Origin of the sequence: Vibrio algarum, assembly GCF_028204155.1 — a bacterium.
Lineage (GTDB): Bacteria > Pseudomonadota > Gammaproteobacteria > Enterobacterales > Vibrionaceae > Vibrio > Vibrio algarum.
On sequence record NZ_JAQLOI010000001.1, the window covers coordinates 3,080,358 to 3,105,237 of the forward strand.

Annotated in this window: 14 protein-coding genes, 4 tRNA genes, 3 rRNA genes and 3 pseudogenes; 8 read left to right on the forward strand and 16 right to left on the reverse strand. The window is 41.3% G+C overall.

The genetic code is table 11. From position 1 onward, the window contains the following. Positions 1-3: 3 nt before the first annotated feature. The 3 genes and pseudogenes from PGX00_RS14410 to phoB form a co-directional block, all read right to left on the reverse strand. Positions 4-975 (reverse strand): PstS family phosphate ABC transporter substrate-binding protein, encoded by a 972-nt coding sequence (locus PGX00_RS14410; RefSeq protein WP_272137603.1) that lies wholly within the window; start codon positions 973-975, stop codon positions 4-6. A gap of 15 nt (positions 976-990) precedes the next feature. Beyond that, positions 991-2,288 (reverse strand): annotated as a pseudogene (phoR, locus tag PGX00_RS14415) (phosphate regulon sensor histidine kinase PhoR). Positions 2,289-2,328: 40 nt separating this feature from the next. Next, positions 2,329-3,018 (reverse strand): phosphate regulon transcriptional regulator PhoB, encoded by a 690-nt coding sequence (gene phoB, locus PGX00_RS14420; RefSeq protein WP_272137605.1) that lies wholly within the window; start codon positions 3,016-3,018, stop codon positions 2,329-2,331. Between the two features lie 267 nt (positions 3,019-3,285). Between phoB and rdgC the strand changes: the two genes are divergently transcribed. The 4 genes from rdgC to PGX00_RS14440 all read left to right on the forward strand — a co-directional run bounded on the left by rdgC (position 3,286) and on the right by PGX00_RS14440 (position 6,656). Further along, positions 3,286-4,203 (forward strand): recombination-associated protein RdgC, encoded by a 918-nt coding sequence (gene rdgC / locus PGX00_RS14425; RefSeq protein WP_272137607.1) that lies wholly within the window; start codon positions 3,286-3,288, stop codon positions 4,201-4,203. A gap of 276 nt (positions 4,204-4,479) precedes the next feature. Then, on the forward strand, positions 4,480-5,838 hold the full coding sequence (gene trhP, locus PGX00_RS14430) for a prephenate-dependent tRNA uridine(34) hydroxylase TrhP (protein ID WP_272137609.1): 1,359 nt from the start codon (positions 4,480-4,482) through the stop codon (positions 5,836-5,838). Positions 5,839-6,025: 187 nt separating this feature from the next. Then, a complete protein-coding gene (locus PGX00_RS14435) occupies positions 6,026-6,259 on the forward strand; it encodes a hypothetical protein (RefSeq protein ID WP_272137611.1) in 234 nt (77 codons plus the stop codon). Between the two features lie 142 nt (positions 6,260-6,401). Next, entirely contained in the window at positions 6,402-6,656 is a 255-nt protein-coding gene (locus PGX00_RS14440) for a YfhL family 4Fe-4S dicluster ferredoxin (RefSeq protein WP_272137613.1), read from the forward strand. Here the strand turns inward: PGX00_RS14440 and PGX00_RS14445 are convergent, their stop codons facing one another. Beyond that, entirely contained in the window at positions 6,657-7,880 is a 1,224-nt protein-coding gene (locus PGX00_RS14445; RefSeq protein WP_272138080.1) for a sensor histidine kinase, read from the reverse strand. A 31-nt stretch (positions 7,881-7,911) separates the two neighbouring features. Then, positions 7,912-8,586 (reverse strand): response regulator transcription factor, encoded by a 675-nt coding sequence (locus PGX00_RS14450; RefSeq protein WP_272137615.1) that lies wholly within the window; start codon positions 8,584-8,586, stop codon positions 7,912-7,914. Between the two features lie 124 nt (positions 8,587-8,710). On the opposite strand from PGX00_RS14450, the gene PGX00_RS14455 reads away from it, so the two are divergent. The 3 genes and pseudogenes from PGX00_RS14455 to PGX00_RS14465 all read left to right on the forward strand — a co-directional run bounded on the left by PGX00_RS14455 (position 8,711) and on the right by PGX00_RS14465 (position 11,526). Beyond that, positions 8,711-9,736 (forward strand): glycosyltransferase family 2 protein, encoded by a 1,026-nt coding sequence (locus tag PGX00_RS14455; RefSeq protein WP_272137617.1) that lies wholly within the window; start codon positions 8,711-8,713, stop codon positions 9,734-9,736. Further along, positions 9,733-11,150, forward strand: a pseudogene (locus PGX00_RS14460) (ArnT family glycosyltransferase). Before PGX00_RS14455 ends, PGX00_RS14460 begins: the two are co-directional and overlap by 4 nt. Next, complete coding sequence (locus PGX00_RS14465) at positions 11,137-11,526, forward strand: GtrA family protein (RefSeq protein WP_272137619.1); 390 nt, start codon at positions 11,137-11,139, stop codon at positions 11,524-11,526. Before PGX00_RS14460 ends, PGX00_RS14465 begins: the two are co-directional and overlap by 14 nt. 33 nt (positions 11,527-11,559) lie before the next feature. Here PGX00_RS14465 and PGX00_RS14470 read toward each other — a convergent pair whose 3' ends face one another. The 4 genes from PGX00_RS14470 to PGX00_RS14485 all read right to left on the reverse strand — a co-directional run bounded on the left by PGX00_RS14470 (position 11,560) and on the right by PGX00_RS14485 (position 17,335). Beyond that, on the reverse strand, positions 11,560-12,543 hold the full coding sequence (locus PGX00_RS14470) for a sensor domain-containing diguanylate cyclase (RefSeq protein ID WP_272137621.1): 984 nt from the start codon (positions 12,541-12,543) through the stop codon (positions 11,560-11,562). 204 nt (positions 12,544-12,747) lie between these two features. Continuing rightward, positions 12,748-14,235, reverse strand: a complete 1,488-nt coding sequence (locus PGX00_RS14475; protein ID WP_272137623.1) for a GGDEF domain-containing protein — start codon at positions 14,233-14,235, stop codon at positions 12,748-12,750. 45 nt (positions 14,236-14,280) lie between these two features. Further along, entirely contained in the window at positions 14,281-14,769 is a 489-nt protein-coding gene (locus PGX00_RS14480; RefSeq protein ID WP_272138082.1) for a hypothetical protein, read from the reverse strand. A 685-nt stretch (positions 14,770-15,454) separates the two neighbouring features. Beyond that, positions 15,455-17,335, reverse strand: coding sequence for an acyltransferase family protein (locus PGX00_RS14485; protein ID WP_272137625.1), 1,881 nt, complete (start codon positions 17,333-17,335; stop codon positions 15,455-15,457). A 320-nt stretch (positions 17,336-17,655) separates the two neighbouring features. Here PGX00_RS14485 and PGX00_RS14490 point away from each other — a divergent pair. Further along, positions 17,656-18,630, forward strand: a pseudogene (locus PGX00_RS14490) (IS630 family transposase). 82 nt (positions 18,631-18,712) lie between these two features. Here the strand turns inward: PGX00_RS14490 and PGX00_RS14495 are convergent. The 7 genes from PGX00_RS14495 to PGX00_RS14525 form a co-directional block, all read right to left on the reverse strand. Beyond that, positions 18,713-18,789 (reverse strand) — tRNA-Trp (locus PGX00_RS14495). Positions 18,790-18,821: 32 nt separating this feature from the next. Then, positions 18,822-18,898: transfer RNA gene (locus tag PGX00_RS14500), tRNA-Asp, on the reverse strand. A 91-nt stretch (positions 18,899-18,989) separates the two neighbouring features. After that, a 5S ribosomal RNA gene (gene rrf, locus PGX00_RS14505) occupies positions 18,990-19,105 on the reverse strand. Positions 19,106-19,197: 92 nt separating this feature from the next. Beyond that, a 23S ribosomal RNA gene (locus PGX00_RS14510) occupies positions 19,198-22,090 on the reverse strand. Between the two features lie 505 nt (positions 22,091-22,595). Then, positions 22,596-22,671, reverse strand: a tRNA-Ala gene (locus PGX00_RS14515). 38 nt (positions 22,672-22,709) lie between these two features. Continuing rightward, positions 22,710-22,786: transfer RNA gene (locus PGX00_RS14520), tRNA-Ile, on the reverse strand. Positions 22,787-22,995: 209 nt separating this feature from the next. Beyond that, positions 22,996-24,547 (reverse strand): 16S ribosomal RNA (locus PGX00_RS14525). The 16S, 23S and 5S rRNA genes sit together here with 4 tRNA genes alongside, the layout of an rRNA operon. Positions 24,548-24,880: the final 333 nt, after the last annotated feature.

Below are 24,880 nucleotides of genomic sequence, written 5' to 3' on the forward strand. Positions count from 1 at the left end.
TCATTATAAGCCAATTCTCTTCAACTCATCATCTGCTAACTCCGCAGATATAGCGACATAACCGTCTTTTTCGACGACTGCCTGTCCCTGCTTTGAATATATAAATCGGATAAATTCTGTTTCAATCAGTGACAACCGTTTACTTGGATGTTTATTAATATACACATATAGGAAACGGGATAACGGATATTCACCACTTAAAATCGTTTCTTCATTGGCGTCTACATAGTTATTACCATCCACAGAAATAGGCAGACGTTTTGCGTTTGAAACTCGATATCCTACTCCTGAATAACCTATAGTATTTATTCCTGACGCAACAGCTTGCACTACCGACGCAGATCCTGGTAATTCATTTACGTTCCGTTTGAAATCGCCACCACATAAGGCCGTTTTTTTAAAATAACCATAAGTGCCTGAAACAGAGTTTCTACCAAATAACTGGATTCGACGTTTGGCCCATTCACTCGTAACACCTAACTGGAACCAAGATTCCTTAGAAACATTACTACCACAACGTAATGTAGAAGAAAAAATACTATCGATCTGAGCAAAGGTTAGTCCCTCGATAGGGTTATCTTTATGGACAAAAATTCCGATCGCATCGATAGCTATTTTTAATTCAGTTGGTTTGTATCCATGTTCCCGTTCAAATGCTTCTAGCTCTTTAAGGCGCATAGGTCTACTCATAGGGCCAAATTGCGCCGTACCTTCGGTGAGGGCTGGCGATGCAGTAGACGACCCAGAAGCCTGAACCTGAACATTAACATTGGGATAATAGGTTTTGAATGCTTCTCCCCATAAAGAGAGCATACTTGCTAAGGTATCAGAGCCTATCGAGGTCAAGTTTCCAGATAGGCCAGACACTTTATTATAATTAGGTAGATCTTTTGCTGACGTTTGAAAGCTTGTACAAACCAAGCTTACGACTATAAATAAGATACGGACTATAGATGGCTTAATAACAACTCTCATATATAAGATGAAATCCTATGTCACTATCAGTCTTTTGGGCAACACAAAAGAAAACTGGCTGCCGACGCCTACTTCGCTGCTAATATCCAGAGCTGAATCATGATGACTTAGTGCATGCTTCACTATCGCCAAGCCAAGTCCACTTCCACCCGTTTCACGGGATCGCGCTTTATCAACTCGATAAAAACGTTCTGTCAGTCGCACTATATGCTGAGGCTCTATCCCTTCACCACTATCTTCAACGTCTAGATGCGCACCCATATTGGTTTGATACCACTTAACGTGCACATCCGCCCCGTCTTGTGTGTACTTAACTGCGTTATAAACTAAGTTCGATATTGCGCTCCTCAACTGATCTTCATCACCAAGAACTTTTAGATTTAAATCAATATCGAACACAAACTTATGCCCTCTCTCACCACTAAGTGCTTGTGCTTCTTTTTCCAATACAGCAAGCATAGACGGAACATCAACGACCTCATCGAGATCATGCATCGGGGCCGCTTCTATCTTCGATAGTGTAAGAAGCTGATTGACTAGCCCATTCATTCTGTTTAATTGCTCGGTCATCACGCCATGAGCTTTCGGCCACATTGGTCCAATAAGCATATCTTGATCTTCTGTCATCTCAAGATACCCCTGTAGAACTGTCATTGGCGTTCTTAGCTCGTGCGAAACGTTGGCAAAAAAATTACGGCGCATGCCTTCTAATTGATTCAATTGAGTGACATCACGTACTACCATCAAATGCTCGCCTTCTGTATACGGCACGATACGAAGCTCGAGCATACGTTCAACATTTAGTGGTGACCGCATTTCAAGTGGTTCAGAAAAATCGTTTTTACCTAAGTATTTGATAAAATCGGGCGTCCTGACTAAGTTTGAAATCGGCTGACCTGAATCATCTGGCCAACGAAAACCCAATAGGTGTTGAGCAAGCTTATTGCACCAAACGATATTCCCTTCACTGCGAAAAACCACAACTGCATCGGGAAGTGATTCCGCACCATTTCTGAAGCGACGAATCAAATTCGTCAACTCTTTGCGTTTTTTTCGTTGTCTTTGACCTAAACGATAAATACCGTTAAACAACCCTTCCCAATGACCGGTACCAGAAGGTGGTGTGAGGCGTTTTTCATCCCACAACCAAGCGGATAATCGTATTTGATTATGAAAGTGCCATAAAAGCTGAATTGCCGTGGCAGCTAAAAGCAACCACGGCATATATCCAAACAACCAGCCAATCATAACCCATGGTGTGTAAAAAAAGCTAGTGACCAGACTAGCTTTTTCCATGTTAACTTTTCTACCATCTATTTATCCGAGAGCACCTATTGATTCGAAAATAGCCCTTTACGCTTTCGTTGAGAAACGATAACCAGCGCCGCGCACTGTTTGTACTAGTTTATCGTGACCAGCACCTTCAAGTGCTTTACGCAAACGGCGAATATGAACATCGACCGTTCTATCTTCAACGTAAACATTAGTACCCCAAACGTTATTAAGTAGCTGCTCGCGGCTATAAACTCTTTCTTGATGAGTCATGAAGAAATGCAGCATCTTAAATTCAGTTGGTCCCATGTCCACAGCAGCATCATCAACCGTTACGCGGTGTGAAACAGGATCTAATTTAAGCCCCTGAACATCGATAACATCTTCTAACGCCGTTGGCGATACTCGACGAATCACGGCTTTCAGCCTAGCCACTAATTCTTTTGGCGAAAAAGGTTTCGTAATATAATCATCAGCACCAACTTCTAGGCCCCGAACTTTATCTTCTTCTTCTCCGCGAGCAGTAAGCATCACAACAGGAATATGACGAGTAAGCTCTTCACGTTTAAGATGTTTAATTAGATTGATACCTGAACCACCAGGTAGCATCCAATCAAGTAATATGAGATCTGGGTATGGTTCACACAGTTTATTGAGGGCAGCGTCATAATCTTCTGCCTCTACTGCTTGATAACCCTTTTGCTCAAGAACAAAACACAACATTTCTCGTATTGGTGCTTCATCTTCAACAACCAGAATCCTTCTAGACATAATTAAACAACCTTTAAGTTTTAATCAACGCTATGCATTATCTTCACTAAGTATGACACTTTTGTGACCTTTGCAAACTATTTTTCACATAACTGTCTCATCATCGTCACATCATCAAGTCATCTTAAAATACAAGACCCTAGCAACGATTATAAATCCATACATTGCATTTTTTAGTCACAATAGAGTTTCTTGGTATAAAGCACTCAACAAATTTAAATTAATCCCCTATCATGTGTCGCCTAAATTTAAGATAAGAGAATGACTATGTGGTTTAAAAATTGTCTGGTATATCGCTTCAACCGTGATATTGAATTTGATGTAGAGCAGTTAGAGAAGCAACTAGAAGAGTTTCGCTTCACACCGTGCAGCAGCCAAGATAAAAGTAAATTTGGCTGGACCAATGTAATGGGTAAATTCGGTGACATGCTTACTCATGTATCAGAGAACCGTATTCTTATCTGTGCAAAAAAAGAAGATAAAATGCTTCCCGCTTCTGTTATCAATGAATCGATGGCAGAAAAAGTAGAGGCAATGGAACTAGAAGAGGGGCGACCCCTTAAGAAAAAAGAAAAAGATAATATCAAAGAAGATATTGTTGTTGACCTACTCCCGCGAGCGTTCAGCAAAAGTCAGTTTACTAATGTTTTAATTCTACCGAATGAACAGTTAATCGTTGTTGATGCAAGTAGCTTCAACAAAGCAGAAGACGTATTAGCCCTACTACGTAAGAGTATAGGTAGCCTACCCGTTGTCCCTGCTATTCCAGAGCAACCAATTGAAAACTTAATGACCGAATGGGTAAAAACAGGCGATACCCCGCAAGGCATCACCATGCTAGATGAGGCAGAATTACAATCTCTTCAAGAAGATGGCGGCATCATTCGATGTAAAAAATTGGAACTCAGTTCGGAAGAGATCATCAACCACATTCAAGCTAATAAAATCGTAACTAAGTTGGCTTTAAACTGGCAGGAGCATATCGATTTCGTTTTAGCTGATGATTGCAGTATCAAGCGTTTAAAATTTAATGAAGAACTAAAAGATCAAAATGAAGATATACCAAGAGAAGACCGTGCAGCACGATTTGATGCTGACTTCTCTTTGATGAGTTCCGAATTAGCAAGCTTCTTACCTAATCTTTATAAAGAGTTAGGTGGGCTAGCAAATAATACTACGTCATAGTTTTAGCGTGACATTATGGTCACATAAAGACGCTGATGTTTGCCATTTTGTCTGCTAATTTTTTCATTTCCTTGAAAAATGAACTTTTGACCTTATTCAATCCCCACTCTCGTGGGGATTTTTGAAAACGCTTAGCGACCTTTTCGCATTTGTTCTGTCCATATTTAAAACCTACCCTCTAGGATTTTACTCACTTTTCGCGTAATATTCGCGCTCCCAATTATTGTGCTATTTAGTAGTGCAATTCTGACTTGTAATCAGACTAGAGAATTAAATATGTTTAAACCAGAATTACTGTCTCCTGCTGGCAGTTTAAAGAACATGCGTTATGCATTCGCCTATGGTGCTGATGCAGTGTACGCAGGACAACCACGCTATAGCCTTCGTGTTCGCAATAACGAATTCAATCATGAGAACCTAAAAATCGGTATTAATGAGGCTCATGCACAGGGTAAAAAGCTCTATGTGGTATGCAATATTCAACCTCATAACTCAAAGCTAAAAACTTTCATTCGAGATTTGAAGCCGGTTGTTGAGATGGGTCCTGATGCATTAATAATGTCTGATCCTGGTTTAATCATGATGGTTCGGGAATCCTTTCCAGATATCGCTATTCACTTATCGGTGCAAGCGAATGCCGTAAACTGGGCTACCGTTAAGTTTTGGTCTAGCCAAGGCGTTGAAAGAGTTATTCTTTCAAGAGAACTTTCTCTAGAAGAAATTGAAGAAATTCGCGAACACTGCCCAGAAACCGAGCTAGAAATTTTTGTCCACGGCGCACTTTGTATGGCGTACTCTGGCCGTTGCTTACTCTCTGGTTACATCAATAAACGAGATCCTAACCAGGGTACTTGTACTAATGCTTGTCGTTGGGAGTACAACGTAGAAAAAGCAGAAGAGAACGATTCAGGACAGATCGTTGAAATCCAAGAAGTATCTGAGCGTCCAGATAACACTTTGGGGCTTGGTAAACCAATAGACGATGTTGTTCTACTTTCAGAAAGTAATCGCCCTGAAGAAAAAATGGCCGCATTTGAAGATGAACACGGCACATACATCATGAACTCAAAAGACCTGCGTGCCGTCCAGCATGTGGAGCGCTTGACCAAAATGGGCGTACATTCTCTTAAGATAGAAGGACGTACTAAGTCTTTTTACTACTGCGCTCGCACTGCTCAGGTTTATCGTAAGGCTATAGACGATGCTATCGAAGGAAAACCTTTTGATGCAAACCTTTTAGGCACACTGGAAAACCTCGCTCATCGTGGTTATACGGAAGGCTTCTTACGTCGCCATACTCACGATACCTATCAGAACTACGAGTACGGTTATTCTATTTCAGATACACAACAATTTGTTGGTGAATTCACAGGCAAACGCCGCGGTGAGCTAGCTGAAGTTGAAGTTAAAAATAAATTTTTGGTAGGTGATCGATTAGAGTTAATGACACCAAATGGAAACGTTAACTTTACACTTGAGATCATGGAAAACCGGAAATCTGAATCCATTGAAGATGCAAAAGGCAATGGACATTTTGTTTTCATCCCTGTACCTGAAGATCTAGACCTAGAATATGCACTGCTAATGAGAAATTTTAGCAATGGCGGCGATACAAGAAACCCTAACGGCAAGTAATTTTATGTAAACGTTATCACGAAGTAAGGCTTGTTTTTTGATAAGCCTTATTGTTTTGGTGAATATCCGAAATTTTTTGTTGTCATCTGGTTATGAATTATGCATATTAATAACCATGTCAACTACGTGACAGCTTTCTTTTAAATGGATTTAATCAAATTTAAACTAGAAACTGTAAATCTAAATTATGAATAATATCTACAAAATCGAAACGTATTGTGAAGCAAGTAAAGATCAACTGGCTGATTTAATTATCAAATCTGGCAGTCAGTGTATCATTCGCGGCTGGGCTCTGATTACCGATCATGTATTTAATGAATCAGAGACCAAAAAAGCACTGCACCTTGTGGCTCGTATAACAGATAGCTTAACCGATGATGACCTATATTCATGGTCCGCTGCGAGTAAGCAAGCAGCCTAAATAATTCCCTGTGTACTACCTATTTTTCGCCTACCACGCCTGTGGTACACTTCCTGCCACTCTAAATTTAGGCTCCGATGCGCTTGCTTGCCCTGCATAGGGACTTCGTTAGGCGTATGTATCGCTACCAAGGTAATTATTAATGGCTTTGTTAATTCAAGACACTTGCATCAACTGTGATATGTGTGAACCCGAGTGCCCTAATTCGGCTATTTCTATGGGTGACGAGATTTATGAGATTGATCCAGACCTTTGTACAGAATGCAAAGGTCATTATGATACGCCAACCTGTCAATCTGTTTGCCCTATCACAAAATGTATCATCACTGATCCTATGCACATAGAAAGTGAAGGGGAACTTTTAGAAAAATTCGTTATCATTCAGGGCCTGGCTTAATTAAAAAGTAATTCTTGCCTCACAACCACCATCAGCGAGATTTTCTAATACGAACTCCCACGAGAAACGACGACACAAGTGATCAACGATAAGTAACCCCATTCCATGTCCTTGTTCGTCATAGCTCTCAGTTAACCCATTACCTTCATCTCGAACAGACAGTTTTTGCTCTGTCATATTAATACTAATTTTACCTTTATTTGTTGCTGCTATGGCATTTCGGATAAGATTCCCGACCACCATATTAAGTACAGCGTCACTCGCTTTGATCTGTGGGCTACCTTGGATATTGACAGATAGGTCAAGCTGCTTTTCAATCGCTTGAGCTGAGTTTTGCTCTACTATTTTCTGGATTTCCTCTGCTTCTAGAAAACGTACTGGTGCTTCATCGCGGCTTCTTTCGTAACGAACTAAGCTAAGCAAAGCATCAACCATAGTACTCATCTGATAGGTAGCATCACTAATACGGGTAATTTGTCTTTCTTGAAATTCATTTTTTTCAGTTCGAGATAATAATTTGGTAGAACCTTGCATCACAGTTAATGGGGTTCTGAGTTCGTGACTAGCGTAACGAGCGAACGCCTGTTCTCTCTGAATGAGTGATTTTATTTCAGAACGATAACTATTAAGCTCATTCGTTAGCATTTGAAATTCTATAGCTGAGCTATCCGATACTGCGAACTCCTGACTAATATCACCTCGTCTTGTTTCCAATTGTTGTGTTAACTGGTTAATCGGCTCGATCAACCGTTGAGAAAGCTTGTAGAGCAACGCACCAAAGGAGAGCATCAATAAAGCTATCCAAACTAATACCTTTGAAATAGCATGCCCCCTTTCTTCTACCGTAAACTCCACTTGATCTATCTCCGACTCGAGAAGAATAGGGAGAGATACACCTTTATCAGTATAACTGCTTAAATAGAGCATTCGAGAATAAGAACTGTCTTTAGTTTCACCTAAATAGTAATTTTTTCCTTCGATATATTTTGTAAGATCCGGAGGTACTAGAGAAAGATCATTGTACGCGACGGTCAATATATCCAACCTGATTTTGCCTTTTTCTCCTGATAAGAACCGTTCTATGGCTAAATCTCTATCAAAAAGTATTCGTCTTTCACCAACACGATCCTCAGACCACTCTAATGCCACACTAAAAATGGCATAGCAGAAAAAACCAACAGTGATAGACACACCTACAAAGAACATCGCTAGGCGTCCAGCCATACTTTGGGTACTAATAAAAAGCTTTTTTTCACTATCCACTCTCCAACCTAAAGCCAACCTTAGGTACTGTAATCAAGAGCGCCGTTTCAAACGGTTTATCTAGTTGATTTCTAAGCTGATAGATATGACTCCGCAATACATCATTATTAGGTTCATCTTCTTGCCAGAGTTGGTAGGCAATTTGGTTGCGTGTTACTACTTCGGGTGCTTTTAAACAGAGCAACTCTAAAATTGTATAGGTGGTAGGGTTAAGTGCTAAAAGTTTATCGTCTCGAAAGGCTCGGTGAGTTTTTTGGTCAATGGTCACCTTTCCGTAGGTAAGCTTACTACTGGCAACCTTGCCTTTGTAGCGTCGTAAAAGTGCTTCCATTCGAGCGTTTAAAATATCAAGGTCAAATGGTTTGGTAAGATAATCATCAGCTCCATGTTGGAAGCCTTTTAACTGATCATCTCTACTATCTAGCGCGGTAAGCATAAGTATTGGTGTATTTCTTCCTGCTTCTCGCAGTTTATTGCAAACCGTTAAACCATCCATACGTGGCAGCATTAAATCGAGCAAGATAATGTCAAAATCATTCTCCTGAGCAAGTTTTAAACCTAGCTCCCCGTTATCGGCATAATCCAGCTCCATCTCCATGCTTTCAAAGTAGTCAAAAAGCATACCTGCAATTTCACGATTATCTTCAACCAGTAAAACTCTCTTCATCTTATTTCACCTTATTACCATGAAGACAGGATCGCCTATTTGATGTGAAAAATATGTCGACAACATCTCTTTCACACTACGTATTTTATATTGCTTGCTGTTGTTTACTATAGAGCGGTTAATCATGAACACATCTTCGATTCGTACTATCAGGCGAGCCAAAATAACCCAGAAAACAGACGCAAACGTCACGCTATCTGTCATCGTACCATTTTATAACGAGCAAGACGTACTCCCAAAGTTCCACCGCCGTCTGACCGCTACATTAGATGATTTGCTCCTTCAAAGTGAAATTATCTACATTGATGATGGCAGTACAGATAAGAGTCGGAGCATAGTTGAATCTTTTTCACTCAGTTCTAGTTTAGTTCGTTGTATTTCTTTAAGCCGAAATTTTGGTAAGGAATCGGCCATGAGTGCAGGACTAAAGTACAGCCAAGGTGAAGCGATTATTGTGATTGATGCTGATTTACAAGATCCGCCCGAACTCATTCCAAACCTAATCGACAAGTGGCTTGAAGGTTATGACATTGTCAACATGCGGCGCAGCGATCGTTTAGGTGAAAGTTGGTTAAAACGTTTCTCTGCTGCTTGTTTCTATAAACTATTGAACAGTATTGCAAAACTGGAAGTGCCCGAAAACGTAGGTGATTTTCGCTTACTAAACCGAGAAGTTGTCGATCATATCAATCAACTTCCGGAGCGAAATCGCTACATGAAAGGTATTTTTTCATGGCCCGGATTTAAACAGACAAGTATTTCATTCCAACGTGACGCTCGTTTCTGCGGTGAAACCAAATGGAATTATTTAAAACTACTAGGGTTAGCAGTAGATGGAATTACTTCTTTTTCTATTCGGCCATTACGCATAGCAACCATTGCAGGTGCTTTAACCGCTTTGTCCGCTTTCATTTATGGTTCCTTCATCGTTATAAAAACAGTTTTTATTGGTGACCCTGTTTCCGGTTATCCATCGATTATGGTTATTCAACTTGCACTTGGAGGTATTCAATTACTCTGTATCGGGTTAATGGGTGAGTACATTGGGAGAATATTTATCGAAACGAAACAGAGGCCTCTCTACTTGATCCAATCCATTCATGAACAACCAACAAAAAAACAAATCGTAAAACTAGGACACACTGCGTGAATATCAACAAACATCACTTATGGCTACTCTTCGGCTTTGCGCTTCTTCTACGCCTTGTTTCTTTAGCAACCTACCCATTAATGGATACCACTGAAGCCCGTTATGGCGAAATGGCTCGATTAATGGTTGAAACTGGAAACTGGCTTACTCCTCAATTTGATTATGGTGTACCGTTTTGGGGTAAACCCCTCTTTTCACATGGATGAGTGCTTTAGGGATAAAGATATTTGGTTTAAGCGAGTTCTCAGTCCGCTTTCCTCATTGGTTAGCTGGTATATTCACCATCATTTTGATTGCACTCTTTGCAAAAAAATCCGGCATAAATGCACTAGTCGCCAGTACAGTAATTGCTACTTGCGGTATTTTTTCGATAGCAGCTGGCGCGGTGATGACCGATATGGCATTGACGCTTTCAATAACCATGACCATGCTTGGGTTTTACTATTGCTGGTTAGCAAACACGGATAAAGCAAAACGATGGGGGTATCTATTTTTCTTCGGACTTGCTTGTGGGTTATTGGCAAAGGGACCAGTTGCTCTAATAATAACCGGAATCGCAGTTTTCCATTGGTTAGCATTGCAGCATGGGATTATCGGAGCCTTTACTGAGTTTAATCGTCGCTTTCCTACAGTAACTGGCATAGCCCTTATGCTATCAATCTCGTTACCTTGGTATATTTTAGCGGAGATGGCTACACCTGGATTTCTTGATTACTTTATCGTTGGCGAACACTTCAAGCGTTTTTTTGTGAGTGGCTGGGAAGGTGACTTATACGGTTCTGCTCACGATGAACCTAGAGGGATGATCTGGTTATTCTGGCTACAATCAGCCCTTCCGTGGTCAATCGTATTACCCATTTTGTTCTGGGTACGCAGAAGACAAGACCGCCAAATTAATGCTGCTCACAAAGGCTTAACTAGCTTCCTATTCATGTGGTTATTATCCCCACTCGTTTTGTTTACCATGGCTGGTAATATACTGCCGGCATACGTTCTACCAGGCATTCCTGCTTTAGGGTTACTGGTAGCTTCACTCGTCAACAAAAAAGATTTCAGGTGGTTGTCTGGCACTGCTTGTATCTTGCCAGCGTTATTGATGATAGCAATATTAGTATTAAATTTAGGGAAAGCTGACGAAAAAAGCGACCGTATTATTTTTAGTAAGATCACTAGAAACGAGCCTGTTTTCTATGTCGGCAATCGTCCCTTTTCTGGTCAGTTTTATAGTAACGGTAAAGCGAAGCTACTCAATTCAATTAACATGTTATCGGGGTTAAATATCTACTATTTAATTGGCAATGCCAGTGATGTAGAACCTTTACTAGTTAAACATAACTTAAGTTGCGCGACTAACTTTATCGCAAAATCTCAGCGAGCTCTTTACTATTGCCAGGTGACCGATGAACAAAGTTAAGTTAGTTAAGTTTGCTTTAGTTGGAGGTATCGGTTTTATTGCCGACACGACAATATTTATCTTACTTTACCAACTGATAGGGATAGATATATTACAAGCAAGAGTTCTCGCATTTGTGGTTGCAGCAACCACAACTTGGTGTGGTAATCGTTGCTTTACTTTTTCTAATCGTCCCCTCAAAAACAGATTCGCACAGTGGATAAAATTCGTTACCGTTGCCTGTATTTCTGCTTTACCTAACTTTCTAGTCTTCAAACTAGTAGCAAACCAAATAGGAAGCTATTTTTTAGGTGTCTATATTGCATTAGCGATAGGCGTATTAGTAGGCATGATGAGTAACTATTTGTTAAGTGAACGCTGGGTATTCGCCGAATAAGTCATAACTAGCCCTAACGAAAAGACGTTGGGGCTATGATGATCTAAGTACTATTCGGTTCTCGCTAGTAAGATTGACTTTGCTATTTTTTAGGCCACGACTATAAACGGTGACTTTATTTCTACCAGTGACTTTGGAGTGGTACATCGCCTTGTCAGCCCTAGAGAGGACAAACTTGATGCTATCATCCGTTGTTCTCATCTGCGACACACCTATACTCACTGTTACGTTAACGGAATAATCCTCAACTTCACACGAAGCAGATGAGATAGATTCTCTAATTCTTTCTGCAATCTCTAACGCTTTGTCTTCACCAGTATGCGCTAAAATAATAGCGAACTCTTCTCCACCAATTCGACCGAGGTAATCGACTTCGCGAACCTCTAGCTGACATAGTTTCGCGACATGCTTAATAACTTCGTCACCAGATTGATGCCCTAATTGGTCATTTATAGCCTTGAATCGATCGATATCCAACATAAGGAAAGACACGTCCACATGATACCTTCTGAACTTTTTAAGTTCTTTTGCAAGATAAGACATGAACGCCCGCCTGTTCGACACCCCTGTCATCTCGTCCGTTTCAGACAGTTTTTTTAACTGCTTTTCTAAATAGTAGCGCTGGGTAATATTACGAGCCATCCAAACCACCGTTCGTTCACCGTTTTCTGTAATCGGTAGCGGTTTGATGGTGCCTTCAAACCATAATTCTTCTGGTGGCATAACTTCAGCAGGTAACTTGATCATATTTTGATTAGCGAAGTGGTACTTAACTACTTGAGTTGCGTTTTCTGCGAGCGCTTTAGTTATATAGGATAGAAATTGCGCTGCCATTTCAGGAGGAGCGACATCGTTTAAAGAGTGACCAATAAATGGTTTACAATCAAATCCGGTCGCATTTTCCTCTCCTCCATACACATCGATATATATACCTGATTCAGAGAAAATAAATACGTGGTCTGGAAGTGAGTCTAAAACCTTATAGTAGCGTTCTTTTAATCTATCGTTGCTATCCATGCGTCTACAACTGCTTAGAAGTCATCTTATCAGTATACATGAGGATTACATCAAAAATGCAATAGTGTGCACAACACTAGACAGCGACTCAATAAAATATTTAAAGAGTTATCGGCAAAGATCATTCTAATATCTCCCACACTTTGATTGGAACGAACAGGTATTCGCGTCAGGTAATGGTGTTCGCTATTATTCAGCTCAAATTCATTGTGACATATCACTTGGAGCCTTTTTATGGTGAAACAACGATAAATCCTCATCGTTGATCGCAATCGCCTCATCAAATAGCACAAGGTTTCTTCCCTTGTCTTTCGCAGCATATAATTGCTTATCGGACTTGACAAATGAGGTATCCAATAAACGCTGAACCTCCTCAAAAGATATTGAATCTTTCATCGCGACTATAGGCACTGCACCAATCGAAATAGTTACTATGTCATAAGGGGGGTTATTGATATGAGGAATATTAAGAACAGCAACACTTTGATTAATATCCCTGACTCTTTTATTTAGCAGGGTTTCATCATCACCAGATAAAATAAACACAAACTCTTCACCGCCTAACCGGCAACCTAGTTCATGAGGCAAAATAATATCATTCATGGAATTAGCCACTGCAGTTAACGCATTGTCACCCACTGTATGACCATAGGTATCATTGAAAGGCTTAAAATTGTCGATATCACATAATACAAAATAAACAAAATCTCCGTTTTGCAATGCGCTTTGCATCATAAGCGCGGCTTGATTCTGATATTTATACCGAGAACCTAACCCTGTAAGAGGATCTGTTTCAGTCTGGTTATGTAGCACCCTTAATTGATTTTTGATTCTTGTAATGAGGCTTGAGTAAGATCGTGCTAAATCGCCAATTTCATCTTGTCTTCTTAATTCAGAAATTTGAGATTGATCGATTTTTTCGACATCTTCTTTCATTAAAACAGATAAGTTTTTTAAAGGACTGACAAGCCAAAGCGTGACAATATAAATCAACATTGTCGATATTAATAAAGCTAAAATAGCCTCTTTAACAACATCGAATAATAGATTATTTCTAATTGTCGTTAACTGGCTGGCATCAATGACAGCCCAAACTCCTCCTTTATTTTTGTTCCTAAGATCAACCAAAATATGGAGCAATTCGTTATCTTCATCTAAAAAGTACTTATCTCTCTCAATATTCGGTGGTCTTTCTGGGATAGTAAGAGATTGAAGCTCCAGACTTTCTCTTAAACCAATGAGTTCTACCTTTGCTTTGTTCACTAAATAATTTAATTTTTTCAGCCTAATTTTTTCACTGGTAGCCGTACTACTTAATTTTTCTTCAAGCACAACCAGTTGTTTTTCGAGATCTTCTATATCCGTGCTGGTAACGTCCAATCGCCATGCTTTATTTATATCTACCAAATATCTAACTTGAACATTATGACTGGAGTAATCGCTGACTCCAGATATTTCAGCAAACATGAGGTTGGGGATCGCTTTAAGATTGTCTGTTGTTGAACGCATTAACAGATTCGCATAATTGCGCCCTGCAACGGAAACGGACAAAAATGTCGCATAAGAAGATAGATGACTGGCTGACAATCCAGCCATGTTTTCTACTTTAACATTCCATTCATTGTGGTAACGAGAAAATGACATGCCTAAAATGATTGAAACGACAAGACCAAGATGCGAAATAAATAGCATCTGATTTATCGTCAACCAACCAAACAGTTTATTGCTCAAGTTTAACTACTTATCTTTATAGGTATCTAAAACCGGCTCTGCACACGTACCATTTTTGCATATGTCTTTGTAGGTTGTGTGGCAATTTTCACAAAACTGAGGTTCTAAACTAGGATGCATTGCTGTGTTGTCATTACCATTTCTGTCATAGCTACCATAAATTGCCATACCACCGATATGTTCAGTTACCCAAACAATCCCTTGAATTTCAGAAACGGCTACTACTGTAGGGCCGTCAGTGTATGGCCCATGCGTTTTGTATTGATCCAGTTTCTCTGGGTTCACGCGAATCGTCAAAGGAGAGCCACGCCCTTCATTAATCCAACTATAAGCTCGCACAGATTCTTGAATAAACAACGAAGTATCGGCTGGCAAAACAGTGTCTGCCGGGAGGTTCATAGACTCTTTAACTATAGGCCAGTTTTCCCATCCTTTTGGATAACTAGCCATCGAGGCTGCGTAAGACCCCATCGAACCCAGTAGAGTAAACACCATCAATACCAGAGATATAATCTTATGTATCGAAAACTGCATTTGCATCCTTAGCCTTAATCAGCAACATGTGCGATTGACAATTAAACTACAATTATAGAACCGTTAAGTATATCCCTAACTTTAGTATAATTCATCATACAATTAACGAGGTGAATGGTAACTATGAGCTCGATCTTACCTTTGACCTGTATTCAAAAGAAATATTCTTGTTCAAGAAATTAAGTGTTTACCCTGAGAAATTATTGGAGTCGTATATTAGAATAGATGCTATAGACGGGAAAAAACCCAACGTCGTATTGGACTATATTTAAGAATAAACAGATAATTGTAGGAAATGAGTCAAACTTATGGGTACTATAAGAGTCATGTAACAAACATCCTAACCTTATAAGCATTGATCACTTGATTCTCCATATTAGGACAATAGGGTCAGATATAATTAGTTTCATAAACAAAAAGGCCACTCCGAAGTGTGTCCATTTTTTGCATTGAATATGCCATTGTAGTGGCTGGGGTAGAGAGATTCGCCCCCATCACGCGGATTTGGAACTCCCTTGGTCTAGTTAGTCATTCTTATTTACATAAATTGTATTTCACTCTACAAAATATCAAACTTAATATGATTAATAAAAAGTGACCTAATGATTAATCTTCTTATTTAGAAATCAAAAAACCTAATACAAACTCATTTTATCAATTCCACTAACTTCATAGCACCTAATATTGAGGGATGATGAGAATCAAAATATAGAGGTTGCCCTCCCTTCACTGCATAACAATTTTTTTCATCACAAAAAACATCCTTTGATTTCAATAAGTGAACATTATCAGGATAGGTAGAGTTGTCAAAATGACTAATAATATATTTATTTCTTTCCTCATACCATGCGACTTTAGTTCCTAATATGTCATCAGTTGAAATTCCTTTTCTAAAGGAAATGGCAACCAACTTATCTATATTTTCTTGTAACTCCGGTATAGGATAAAATACGTATACATTTTCTTTGGTTGAAGATAATGTATTAATTAATTCATCTATATTCTTAGTCATTCTAATTACTTCATCAGTTATTACATCATCACTATGTAGAGGGTAATCCACTGCCCCTCCAAAAAGCATATAGGTAAACCTATGACTAAATGTTACATTTTTAATTTCATTACTATTTAATATATAATCTACCGTTTCGTTATACCATTTAGAGCACCTGCTGAAACCTTCAACCTCTTTGTATGACGGCCTACAACCAGAAAAACTAAAATGCTTTAAACCAATATTATCAACTTTCAATTTTTCAGCTAATGCATATGCAATTTCTGTTGAATGACTATCTCCAAAAACCGCCCACGTTATTTTATCTCCAAAATATTCACAAGACTTAGCTGGTTTTTGATACTGATCGATATGGCATTTATCTCGATATGGACTTGGCTTTGTATTATAAGTAATATATTGATATTCAGGAGGGGCTAGTTTGATAAAACCATCTTCTATATAAGTTACCACACCGACTGAACTAACAACCAAATAAATATAAATTGGCTTACATTTTAAGTAACTAAATAAACTGGAGAATTCATTTCTAAATCTTATTTTCTCAATGTACTTATTACTCAAAAAACCAAGAAAGACGGATAATAAAATACCAAGATAAGTGAAAGCCTCGTTTAATGAAAAATAATAAATGGCAACAACAAAAGGCCAATGCCATAAATAAATAGAGTATGACCAAGCACCTAACTTTTGAAATACGATATTACTAGTAATAAAGCTATCGTCTCGTTGGGCCTGAATTATTAAGAATGCACCGAGAACAGGGAATACAGCTAAATAACCAGGCCAAGGATTATCTTTTGAAATAAAGATGTAAGAGACAATAATTAGAGCCAAACCAAGCCATTCTAGCAACTTCTTCCTGTCTTCTTTTAAAACTATCGGGTAAAGGTAAGCCACACCACCAATCATCATCTCCCAAGCTCTTGTTGGTAATAGGTAGTATGCAGGATTAGGCCATTTGTAGGTAGCTACAACACAGAAGATAGTGCTTAATAGTGTTCCCAATAGTATTGTTACCTTCATCATTTTTACTGACATACACTTTCGCATAGCGACAAGTATTATTGGATATATTATATAAAACTGCCATTCAGCAGATAATGACCAAGTGTGTAATAACCATTTTTCGTGTGATGATGCATCGAAGTACCCAGATTCCCTCCAATAGATAAAATTAGACAAAAATCCCATACTACTGGCTACGTGCTTACCTAATGTTTTGTAATCCAACGGCGTTAAATAAAGCCAACCAAATACAAGTAAAAACATACAAAGCACGGCTAACGCAGGAATAATCCGATTTGCGCGTGCGACATAAAACTGCAAAATAGAAAAGTTTTCTTGCTCTATTCCTTTGAATATTATCCCTGTCATTAAAAAACCAGAAATAACAAAAAACACGTCTACCCCTGCAAATCCGCCTGGCATCCAAGATGCATTAAAGTGAAATAGCACAACAGCGATAACAGCTATAGCCCTCAATCCATTGATATCTTTCCTAAATTGCAAAATATGCCACCTACTAACTTAGAATAATGAGAATAATACAATCAATTATCCACGATTCAATTACTTAAATCCAACAAGAAAGTAACGCATTAAATTTATTAGAACGAACCAAAAAGAATTGATATCTAAATTAATAGCAAGATATTGTTAGATACATAAAGAAATACAATTACCTTTTAATCACGGCCACTATCGGTTTACACCAATTTAAGTAAAAATATGATCTGATTGAAGCTTCCCAAACCAACCTAATATCGAAATGGATAACTTCATTAATATCGGCTTCAAAAAAACTGGCTAACCAACAAAAATCCATCAAAATGAAGATACGATAATTGGCTCTTTCTCACTTCAAAGATGGATACTCAAGAACTCAGATAGCTAAATTTCTCAAAGTAAACAGAACCTGTGTGAACAAATGGGTTCAAGTTTTTCTGGATGAAGGATTCGAAGGTTTACAAGAAAAACCACGGACTGGAAGACCAGCATTTTTGACATTGGAGCAACGTGAGCAACTCAGCCAATACATCAAAGCAGAAGCTGAAAACTCATCAGGTGGTCGACTGACTGGCAGTGATATACACGCTTACATCATTGATAATTTCGGCAAGCACTACCACCCAAACTCTATCTACTACTTGCTCGAACATATGGGCTTTTCTTGGATAACTTCACGCTCAAAAGACCCTAAACAATCGCCACAAGCTCAGGACGATTTTAAAAAATTCAAAATTGAAACGATCCTCAAGGTACCTTGTCACATTGGGCTTGAGCACGTAGATGTCTGGTTTCAAGATGAAGCTAGATTCGCCCAACAAAACACAACAACTCACCTGTGGGCAGAGCGAGGAACTCGGCCTCGAGTAGTGAAACAGCAGCAATTTGAATACGCCTATTTATTTGGTTCAGTTTGCCCCGCAAGAGATATCGGTGAGGCAATAGCCGTCCCTTGGGTCAATAAAGATATTATGATTGAACACTTGAAACAGGTATTTGAGATGACCCAAAGTGGGCGTCATGCAGTGGTAATAAAGGATGGTACCGGATGGCATACCGAAGATATCGTTAACCGATTCGATAATGTCAGTATCATCAAACTTCCGCCATGTTCCCCAGAGTTGAATCCCATCGAGCAAGTTTGGAGCTGGCTACGGCAACACTATCTTGCCAACCAAAGTTTTGAGAACTATGACGATATTGTTTCCCAAATATGTACTGCATGGAATAGCTTTTTAGAAAGCTCAAAGAGAGTCATGAAAATGTGTTCTAGAAGTTGGATTAATCTGATCAGTTAATTTTCCGGAATGGTATTAATCTACAGACGTAAAAAAGCCGCTTAATAAGCGGCTTTTAATTTGCATAGATATGCAATTGTAATGGCAGGGGTGGAGAGATTCGAACTCCCAACACGCGGATTTGGAATCCGCTGCTCTGCCAATTGGAGCTACACCCCTAAAACTGATTCTATTTCCTCTTTAAGAAGAAATGGCGGAGTGGACGGGACTCGAACCCGCGACCCCCGGCGTGACAGGCCGGTATTCTAACCAACTGAACTACCACTCCACATGGTATTCTTACATTAACAAAGTCTGACTTAGATGCTTTGTTAATTTTTGCTTCTATCTTTTTCTAAAAAAGATAAAAACGAATAAGAGCCTGGCGATGTCCTACTCTCACATGGGGAAACCCCACACTACCATCGGCGCTATTGCGTTTCACTTCTGAGTTCGGCATGGAATCAGGTGGGTCCACAATGCTATGGTCGCCAAGCAAAATCTTAAAATTCGAAAAGCCAACAAAAATATAAGTTCTTCACACATTCAATGTTCTTCATTGAGTCCACAAAACCCCTTGGGTGTTGTATGGTTAAGCCTCACGGGCAATTAGTACAGGTTAGCTCAACGCCTCACAACGCTTACACACCCTGCCTATCAACGTTCTAGTCTCGAACAACCCTTTAGGACACTTAAAGTGCCAGGGAAGACTCATCTCAGGGCTCGCTTCGCGCTTAGATGCTTTCAGCGCTTATCGATTCCGAACTTAGCTACCGGGCAATGCCATTGGCATGACAACCCGAACACCAGAGGTTCGTCCACTCCGGTCCTCTCGTACTAGGAGCAGCCCCCTTCAATCTTCCAACGCCCACGGCAGATAGGGACCGAACTGTCTCACGACGTTCTAAACCCAGCTCGCGTACCACTTTAAATGGCGAACAGCCATACCCTTGGGACCGACTTCAGCCCCAGGATGTGATGAGCCGACATCGAGGTGCCAAACACCGCCGTCGATATGAACTCTTGGGCGGTATCAGCCTGTTATCCCCGGAGTACCTTTTATCCGTTGAGCGATGGCCCTTCCATTCAGAACCACCGGATCACTATGACCTGCTTTCGCACCTGCTCGAATTGTCATTCTCGCAGTCAAGCGGGCTTATGCCATTGCACTAACCACACGATGTCCAACCGTGTTTAGCCCACCTTCGTGCTCCTCCGTTACTCTTTGGGAGGAGACCGCCCCAGTCAAACTACCCACCAGGCACTGTCCTCACCCCAGATTATGGGGCTAAGTTAGAACATCAAGCATACAAGGGTGGTATTTCAAGGTCGACTCCACTCCATCTAGCGACGAAGTTTCAAAGTCTCCCACCTATCCTACACATGTAGGGTCAATGTTCAGTGCCAAGCTGTAGTAAAGGTTCACGGGGTCTTTCCGTCTAGCCGCGGGTACACTGCATCTTCACAGCGATTTCAATTTCACTGAGTCTCGGGTGGAGACAGCGTGGCCATCATTACGCCATTCGTGCAGGTCGGAACTTACCCGACAAGGAATTTCGCTACCTTAGGACCGTTATAGTTACGGCCGCCGTTTACCGGGGCTTCGATCAAGAGCTTCGTCCTAAGACTAACCCCATCAATTAACCTTCCGGCACCGGGCAGGCGTCACACCGTATACGTCATCTTACGATTTTGCACAGTGCTGTGTTTTTAATAAACAGTTGCAGCCACCTGGTATCTGCGACTCCCGATAGCTCCATCCGCTAGGGATTTCACCGTCAAGAGCGTACCTTCTCCCGAAGTTACGGTACCATTTTGCCTAGTTCCTTCACCCGAGTTCTCTCAAGCGCCTTGGTATTCTCTACCCGACCACCTGTGTCGGTTTGGGGTACGATTTCTTATAATCTGAAGCTTAGAGGCTTTTCCTGGAAGTATGGCATCAATGACTTCACCACCGTAGTGGCTCGACATCGGGTCTCAGCCTAACAATTTCCCGGATTTACCTAAGAAATTAGCCTACACCCTTGAACCTGGACAACCATCGCCAGGCCCACCTAGCCTTCTCCGTCCCCCCATCGCAATTATAAGAAGTACGGGAATATTAACCCGTTTCCCATCGACTACGCCTTTCGGCCTCGCCTTAGGGGTCGACTTACCCTGCCCCGATTAACGTTGGACAGGAACCCTTGGTCTTCCGGCGTGGGGGTTTTTCACCCCCATTATCGTTACTCATGTCAGCATTCGCACTTCTGATACCTCCAGCAAACCTTACAGTTCACCTTCAACGGCTTACAGAACGCTCCCCTACCCAACATAATAAATTATGTTGCCGCAGCTTCGGTGTATAGCTTAGCCCCGTTACATCTTCCGCGCAGGCCGACTCGACCAGTGAGCTATTACGCTTTCTTTAAATGATGGCTGCTTCTAAGCCAACATCCTGGCTGTCTGAGCCTTCCCACATCGTTTCCCACTTAGCTATACTTTGGGACCTTAGCTGGCGGTCTGGGTTGTTTCCCTCTCCACGACGGACGTTAGCACCCGCCGTGTGTCTCCCGGATAGTACTTACTGGTATTCGGAGTTTGCAAAGGGTTGGTAAGTCGGGATGACCCCCTAGCCTTAACAGTGCTCTACCCCCAGTAGTATTCGTCCGAGGCGCTACCTAAATAGCTTTCGGGGAGAACCAGCTATCTCCAGGTTTGATTGGCCTTTCACCCCTAGCCACAAGTCATCCGCTAATTTTTCAACATTAGTCGGTTCGGTCCTCCAGTTGATGTTACTCAACCTTCAACCTGCCCATGGCTAGATCACCTGGTTTCGGGTCTATACCTAGCAACTCGACGCCCAGTTAAGACTCGGTTTCCCTACGGCTCCCCTATACGGTTAACCTTGCTACTAAATATAAGTCGCTGACCCATTATACAAAAGGTACGCAGTCACAGGACGCAATGCCTGCTCCTACTGCTTGTACGTACACGGTTTCAGGTTCTATTTCACTCCCCTCACAGGGGTTCTTTTCGCCTTTCCCTCACGGTACTGGTTCACTATCGGTCAGTCAGTAGTATTTAGCCTTGGAGGATGGTCCCCCCATATTCAAACAGGATATCACGTGTCCCGCCTTACTCGTTTTCACTTAAAATGATGTGTCGGTTACGGGGCTATCACCCTGTATCGCGATACTTTCCAGAATCTTCACCTGCATCATTAAAAGCTTAAGGGCTAATCCAATTTCGCTCGCCGCTACTTTCGGAATCTCGGTTGATTTCTACTCCTCCGGGTACTTAGATGTTTCAGTTCCCCGGGTTTGCCTTATTAACCTATGTATTCAGTTAATAATACTAGCTTATGCTAGTGGGTTTCCCCATTCGGAAATCGTAGACTCAAGTGGCTTTTACTGCCTTATCTACGCTTATCGCAAGTTAATACGTCCTTCATCGCCTCTGACTGCCAAGGCATCCACCGTGTACGCTTAGTCACTTAACCATACAACCCCAAAGGGTTTCGCTTGGTCTTTTTCCTTTTTGCTTCGTTGCTTTCAGAATTTACTTGGTCACAACCAGACGGTTGCTCCCTTCGATAAATTCTTCTGCGCCTTGCTAAAAGAAAAAATCCACGTCGCGAAATAACACCTAGTGTTATTGTAATAGCAACCAAGGTTTCTATCGTTGTCTCATTATTTGAATGAGCGAGACAACATTTTCGATTTTGCCGGACTCAAATATTAAACAATCTAACCGAAGTTAGGTGTTTCCAAGAACACTTGAATGTGTGTTGGTTTGTTATTACCGAAGTAATAACAAGTACCTATCAATTTCTTTCTAAAAAGAAGCCAATAGGATTTGAGAACTTTTATTTTGACAAATAATAATCAATTATTTATCAGTCAGCTTTCCAAATTGTTAAAGAGCAAAGATTTCATACTTATAAAAATAAGCCAAAACCATTTTTAAATATTCTTTTCTCTGTGCAGAGTAAAAACACTTAAAGATGGTGGAGCTATGCGGGATCGAACCGCAGACCTCCTGCGTGCAAGGCAGGCGCTCTCCCAGCTGAGCTATAACCCCATCAGTTGGGTGTTTCTATTGATAACTCATAGTTAATTTGGTGGGTCTGAGTGGACTTGAACCACCGACCTCCCGCTTATCAGGCGAGCGCTCTAACCAGCTGAGCTACAGACCCATTCTAACTTGATCTTTCAGCTTGATTCGTCGTTGTGCTGCTTATCCTCATTCAGTTACATACTTATGTATGCGCCTTCATTCGTTAATGGCACGCCTTGATTCAAACTAAAATCTCTTCGTTATAACAGAAGATATTTCTGAGCTATCATCTCTTTACTTTCTAAACCTAATCAATCTGTGTGGACACTCATCAAGCAATCTATCGTTTAAGGAGGTGATCCAGCCCCAGGTTCCCCTAGGGCTACCTTGTTACGACTTCACCCCAGTCATGAACCACAAAGTGGTAAGCGTCCCCCCGAAGGTTAAACTACCTACTTCTTTTGCAGCCCACTCCCATGGTGTGACGGGCGGTGTGTACAAGGCCCGGGAACGTATTCACCGTGGCATTCTGATCCACGATTACTAGCGATTCCGACTTCATGGAGTCGAGTTGCAGACTCCAATCCGGACTACGACGCACTTTTTGGGATTCGCTCACTATTGCTAGTTGGCTGCCCTCTGTATGCGCCATTGTAGCACGTGTGTAGCCCTACTCGTAAGGGCCATGATGACTTGACGTCGTCCCCACCTTCCTCCGGTTTATCACCGGCAGTCTCCCCAAAGTTCCCGACATAACTCGCTGGCAATTAAGGATAAGGGTTGCGCTCGTTGCGGGACTTAACCCAACATTTCACAACACGAGCTGACGACAGCCATGCAGCACCTGTCTCAGAGCTCCCGAAGGCACTAAGCTATCTCTAGCAAATTCTCTGGATGTCAAGAGTAGGTAAGGTTCTTCGCGTTGCATCGAATTAAACCACATGCTCCACCGCTTGTGCGGGCCCCCGTCAATTCATTTGAGTTTTAATCTTGCGACCGTACTCCCCAGGCGGTCTACTTAACGCGTTAGCTCCGAAAGCCACGGCTCAAGGCCACAACCTCCAAGTAGACATCGTTTACGGCGTGGACTACCAGGGTATCTAATCCTGTTTGCTCCCCACGCTTTCGCATCTGAGTGTCAGTATCTGTCCAGGGGGCCGCCTTCGCCACTGGTATTCCTTCAGATCTCTACGCATTTCACCGCTACACCTGAAATTCTACCCCCTCTACAGTACTCTAGTTTGCCAGTTTCAAATGACCTTCCGGGGTTGAGCCCCGGGCTTTCACATCTGACTTAACAAACCACCTGCATGCGCTTTACGCCCAGTAATTCCGATTAACGCTCGCACCCTCCGTATTACCGCGGCTGCTGGCACGGAGTTAGCCGGTGCTTCTTCTGTAGCTAACGTCAAACAACAAACGTATTAAGCTTGCTGCCTTCCTCACTACTGAAAGTACTTTACAACCCGAAGGCCTTCTTCATACACGCGGCATGGCTGCATCAGGCTTTCGCCCATTGTGCAATATTCCCCACTGCTGCCTCCCGTAGGAGTCTGGACCGTGTCTCAGTTCCAGTGTGGCTGATCATCCTCTCAGACCAGCTAGAGATCGTCGCCTTGGTGAGCCATTACCCCACCAACTAGCTAATCTCACTTAGGCTTATCCAATCGCGGAAGGCCCGAAGGTCCCCTCCTTTCCCCCGTAGGGCGTATGCGGTATTAGCTATCGTTTCCAATAGTTATCCCCCTCAACTGGGCAAATTCCTAAGCATTACTCACCCGTCCGCCGCTCGACGCCTAATAACGCACCCGAAGGATTGTTAATATCGTTTCCGCTCGACTTGCATGTGTTAAGCCTGCCGCCAGCGTTCAATCTGAGCCATGATCAAACTCTTCAATTTAAGTTTTTTTGGCTCAATGAATACTGACTTTAAATTGCCTTTTACTTCTTAGCCAAAGCTAAACAGTAAAGTGTTCTTTAAAGTTCATACCATTCCAACAGAATGGTATTTAAATAACTGTGTTCGATATCCGAAGACATCAAATTAGGTCACTCAGTTCATTGAAACCGATTTTTGATTTCTTGCCCGAAAGCAGAGAATCATTGTCGATTGTCATCAACGAGTGCCCACACAGATTGATATAGGTTTAAATTGTTAAAGAGCGTTGCTTGTGAGGTCTCTCTCAAGCGGACGGTCATTTTAGCGATATAGCCTTCTGTGTCAAACACTTTT

Bases quoted from the DNA above. Each gene is read 5' to 3' on its own strand.
- phoB (WP_272137605.1), bottom strand. From the start codon at position 3,018: ATGTCTAGAAGGATTCTGGTTGTTGAAGATGAAGCACCAATACGAGAA.
- PGX00_RS14470 (WP_272137621.1), bottom strand. From the start codon at position 12,543: ATGGATAGCAACGATAGATTAAAAGAACGCTACTATAAGGTTTTAGAC.
- PGX00_RS14435 (WP_272137611.1), top strand. From the start codon at position 6,026: ATGAATAATATCTACAAAATCGAAACGTATTGTGAAGCAAGTAAAGAT.
- PGX00_RS14410 (WP_272137603.1), bottom strand. From the start codon at position 975: ATGAGAGTTGTTATTAAGCCATCTATAGTCCGTATCTTATTTATAGTC.
- PGX00_RS14480 (WP_272138082.1), bottom strand. From the start codon at position 14,769: ATGGTGTTTACTCTACTGGGTTCGATGGGGTCTTACGCAGCCTCGATG.
- PGX00_RS14465 (WP_272137619.1), top strand. From the start codon at position 11,137: ATGAACAAAGTTAAGTTAGTTAAGTTTGCTTTAGTTGGAGGTATCGGT.
- PGX00_RS14475 (WP_272137623.1), bottom strand. From the start codon at position 14,235: ATGCTATTTATTTCGCATCTTGGTCTTGTCGTTTCAATCATTTTAGGC.
- rdgC (WP_272137607.1), top strand. From the start codon at position 3,286: ATGTGGTTTAAAAATTGTCTGGTATATCGCTTCAACCGTGATATTGAA.
- trhP (WP_272137609.1), top strand. From the start codon at position 4,480: ATGTTTAAACCAGAATTACTGTCTCCTGCTGGCAGTTTAAAGAACATG.
- PGX00_RS14445 (WP_272138080.1), bottom strand. From the start codon at position 7,880: ATGGCTGGACGCCTAGCGATGTTCTTTGTAGGTGTGTCTATCACTGTT.
- PGX00_RS14440 (WP_272137613.1), top strand. From the start codon at position 6,402: ATGGCTTTGTTAATTCAAGACACTTGCATCAACTGTGATATGTGTGAA.
- PGX00_RS14455 (WP_272137617.1), top strand. From the start codon at position 8,711: ATGAACACATCTTCGATTCGTACTATCAGGCGAGCCAAAATAACCCAG.
- PGX00_RS14450 (WP_272137615.1), bottom strand. From the start codon at position 8,586: ATGAAGAGAGTTTTACTGGTTGAAGATAATCGTGAAATTGCAGGTATG.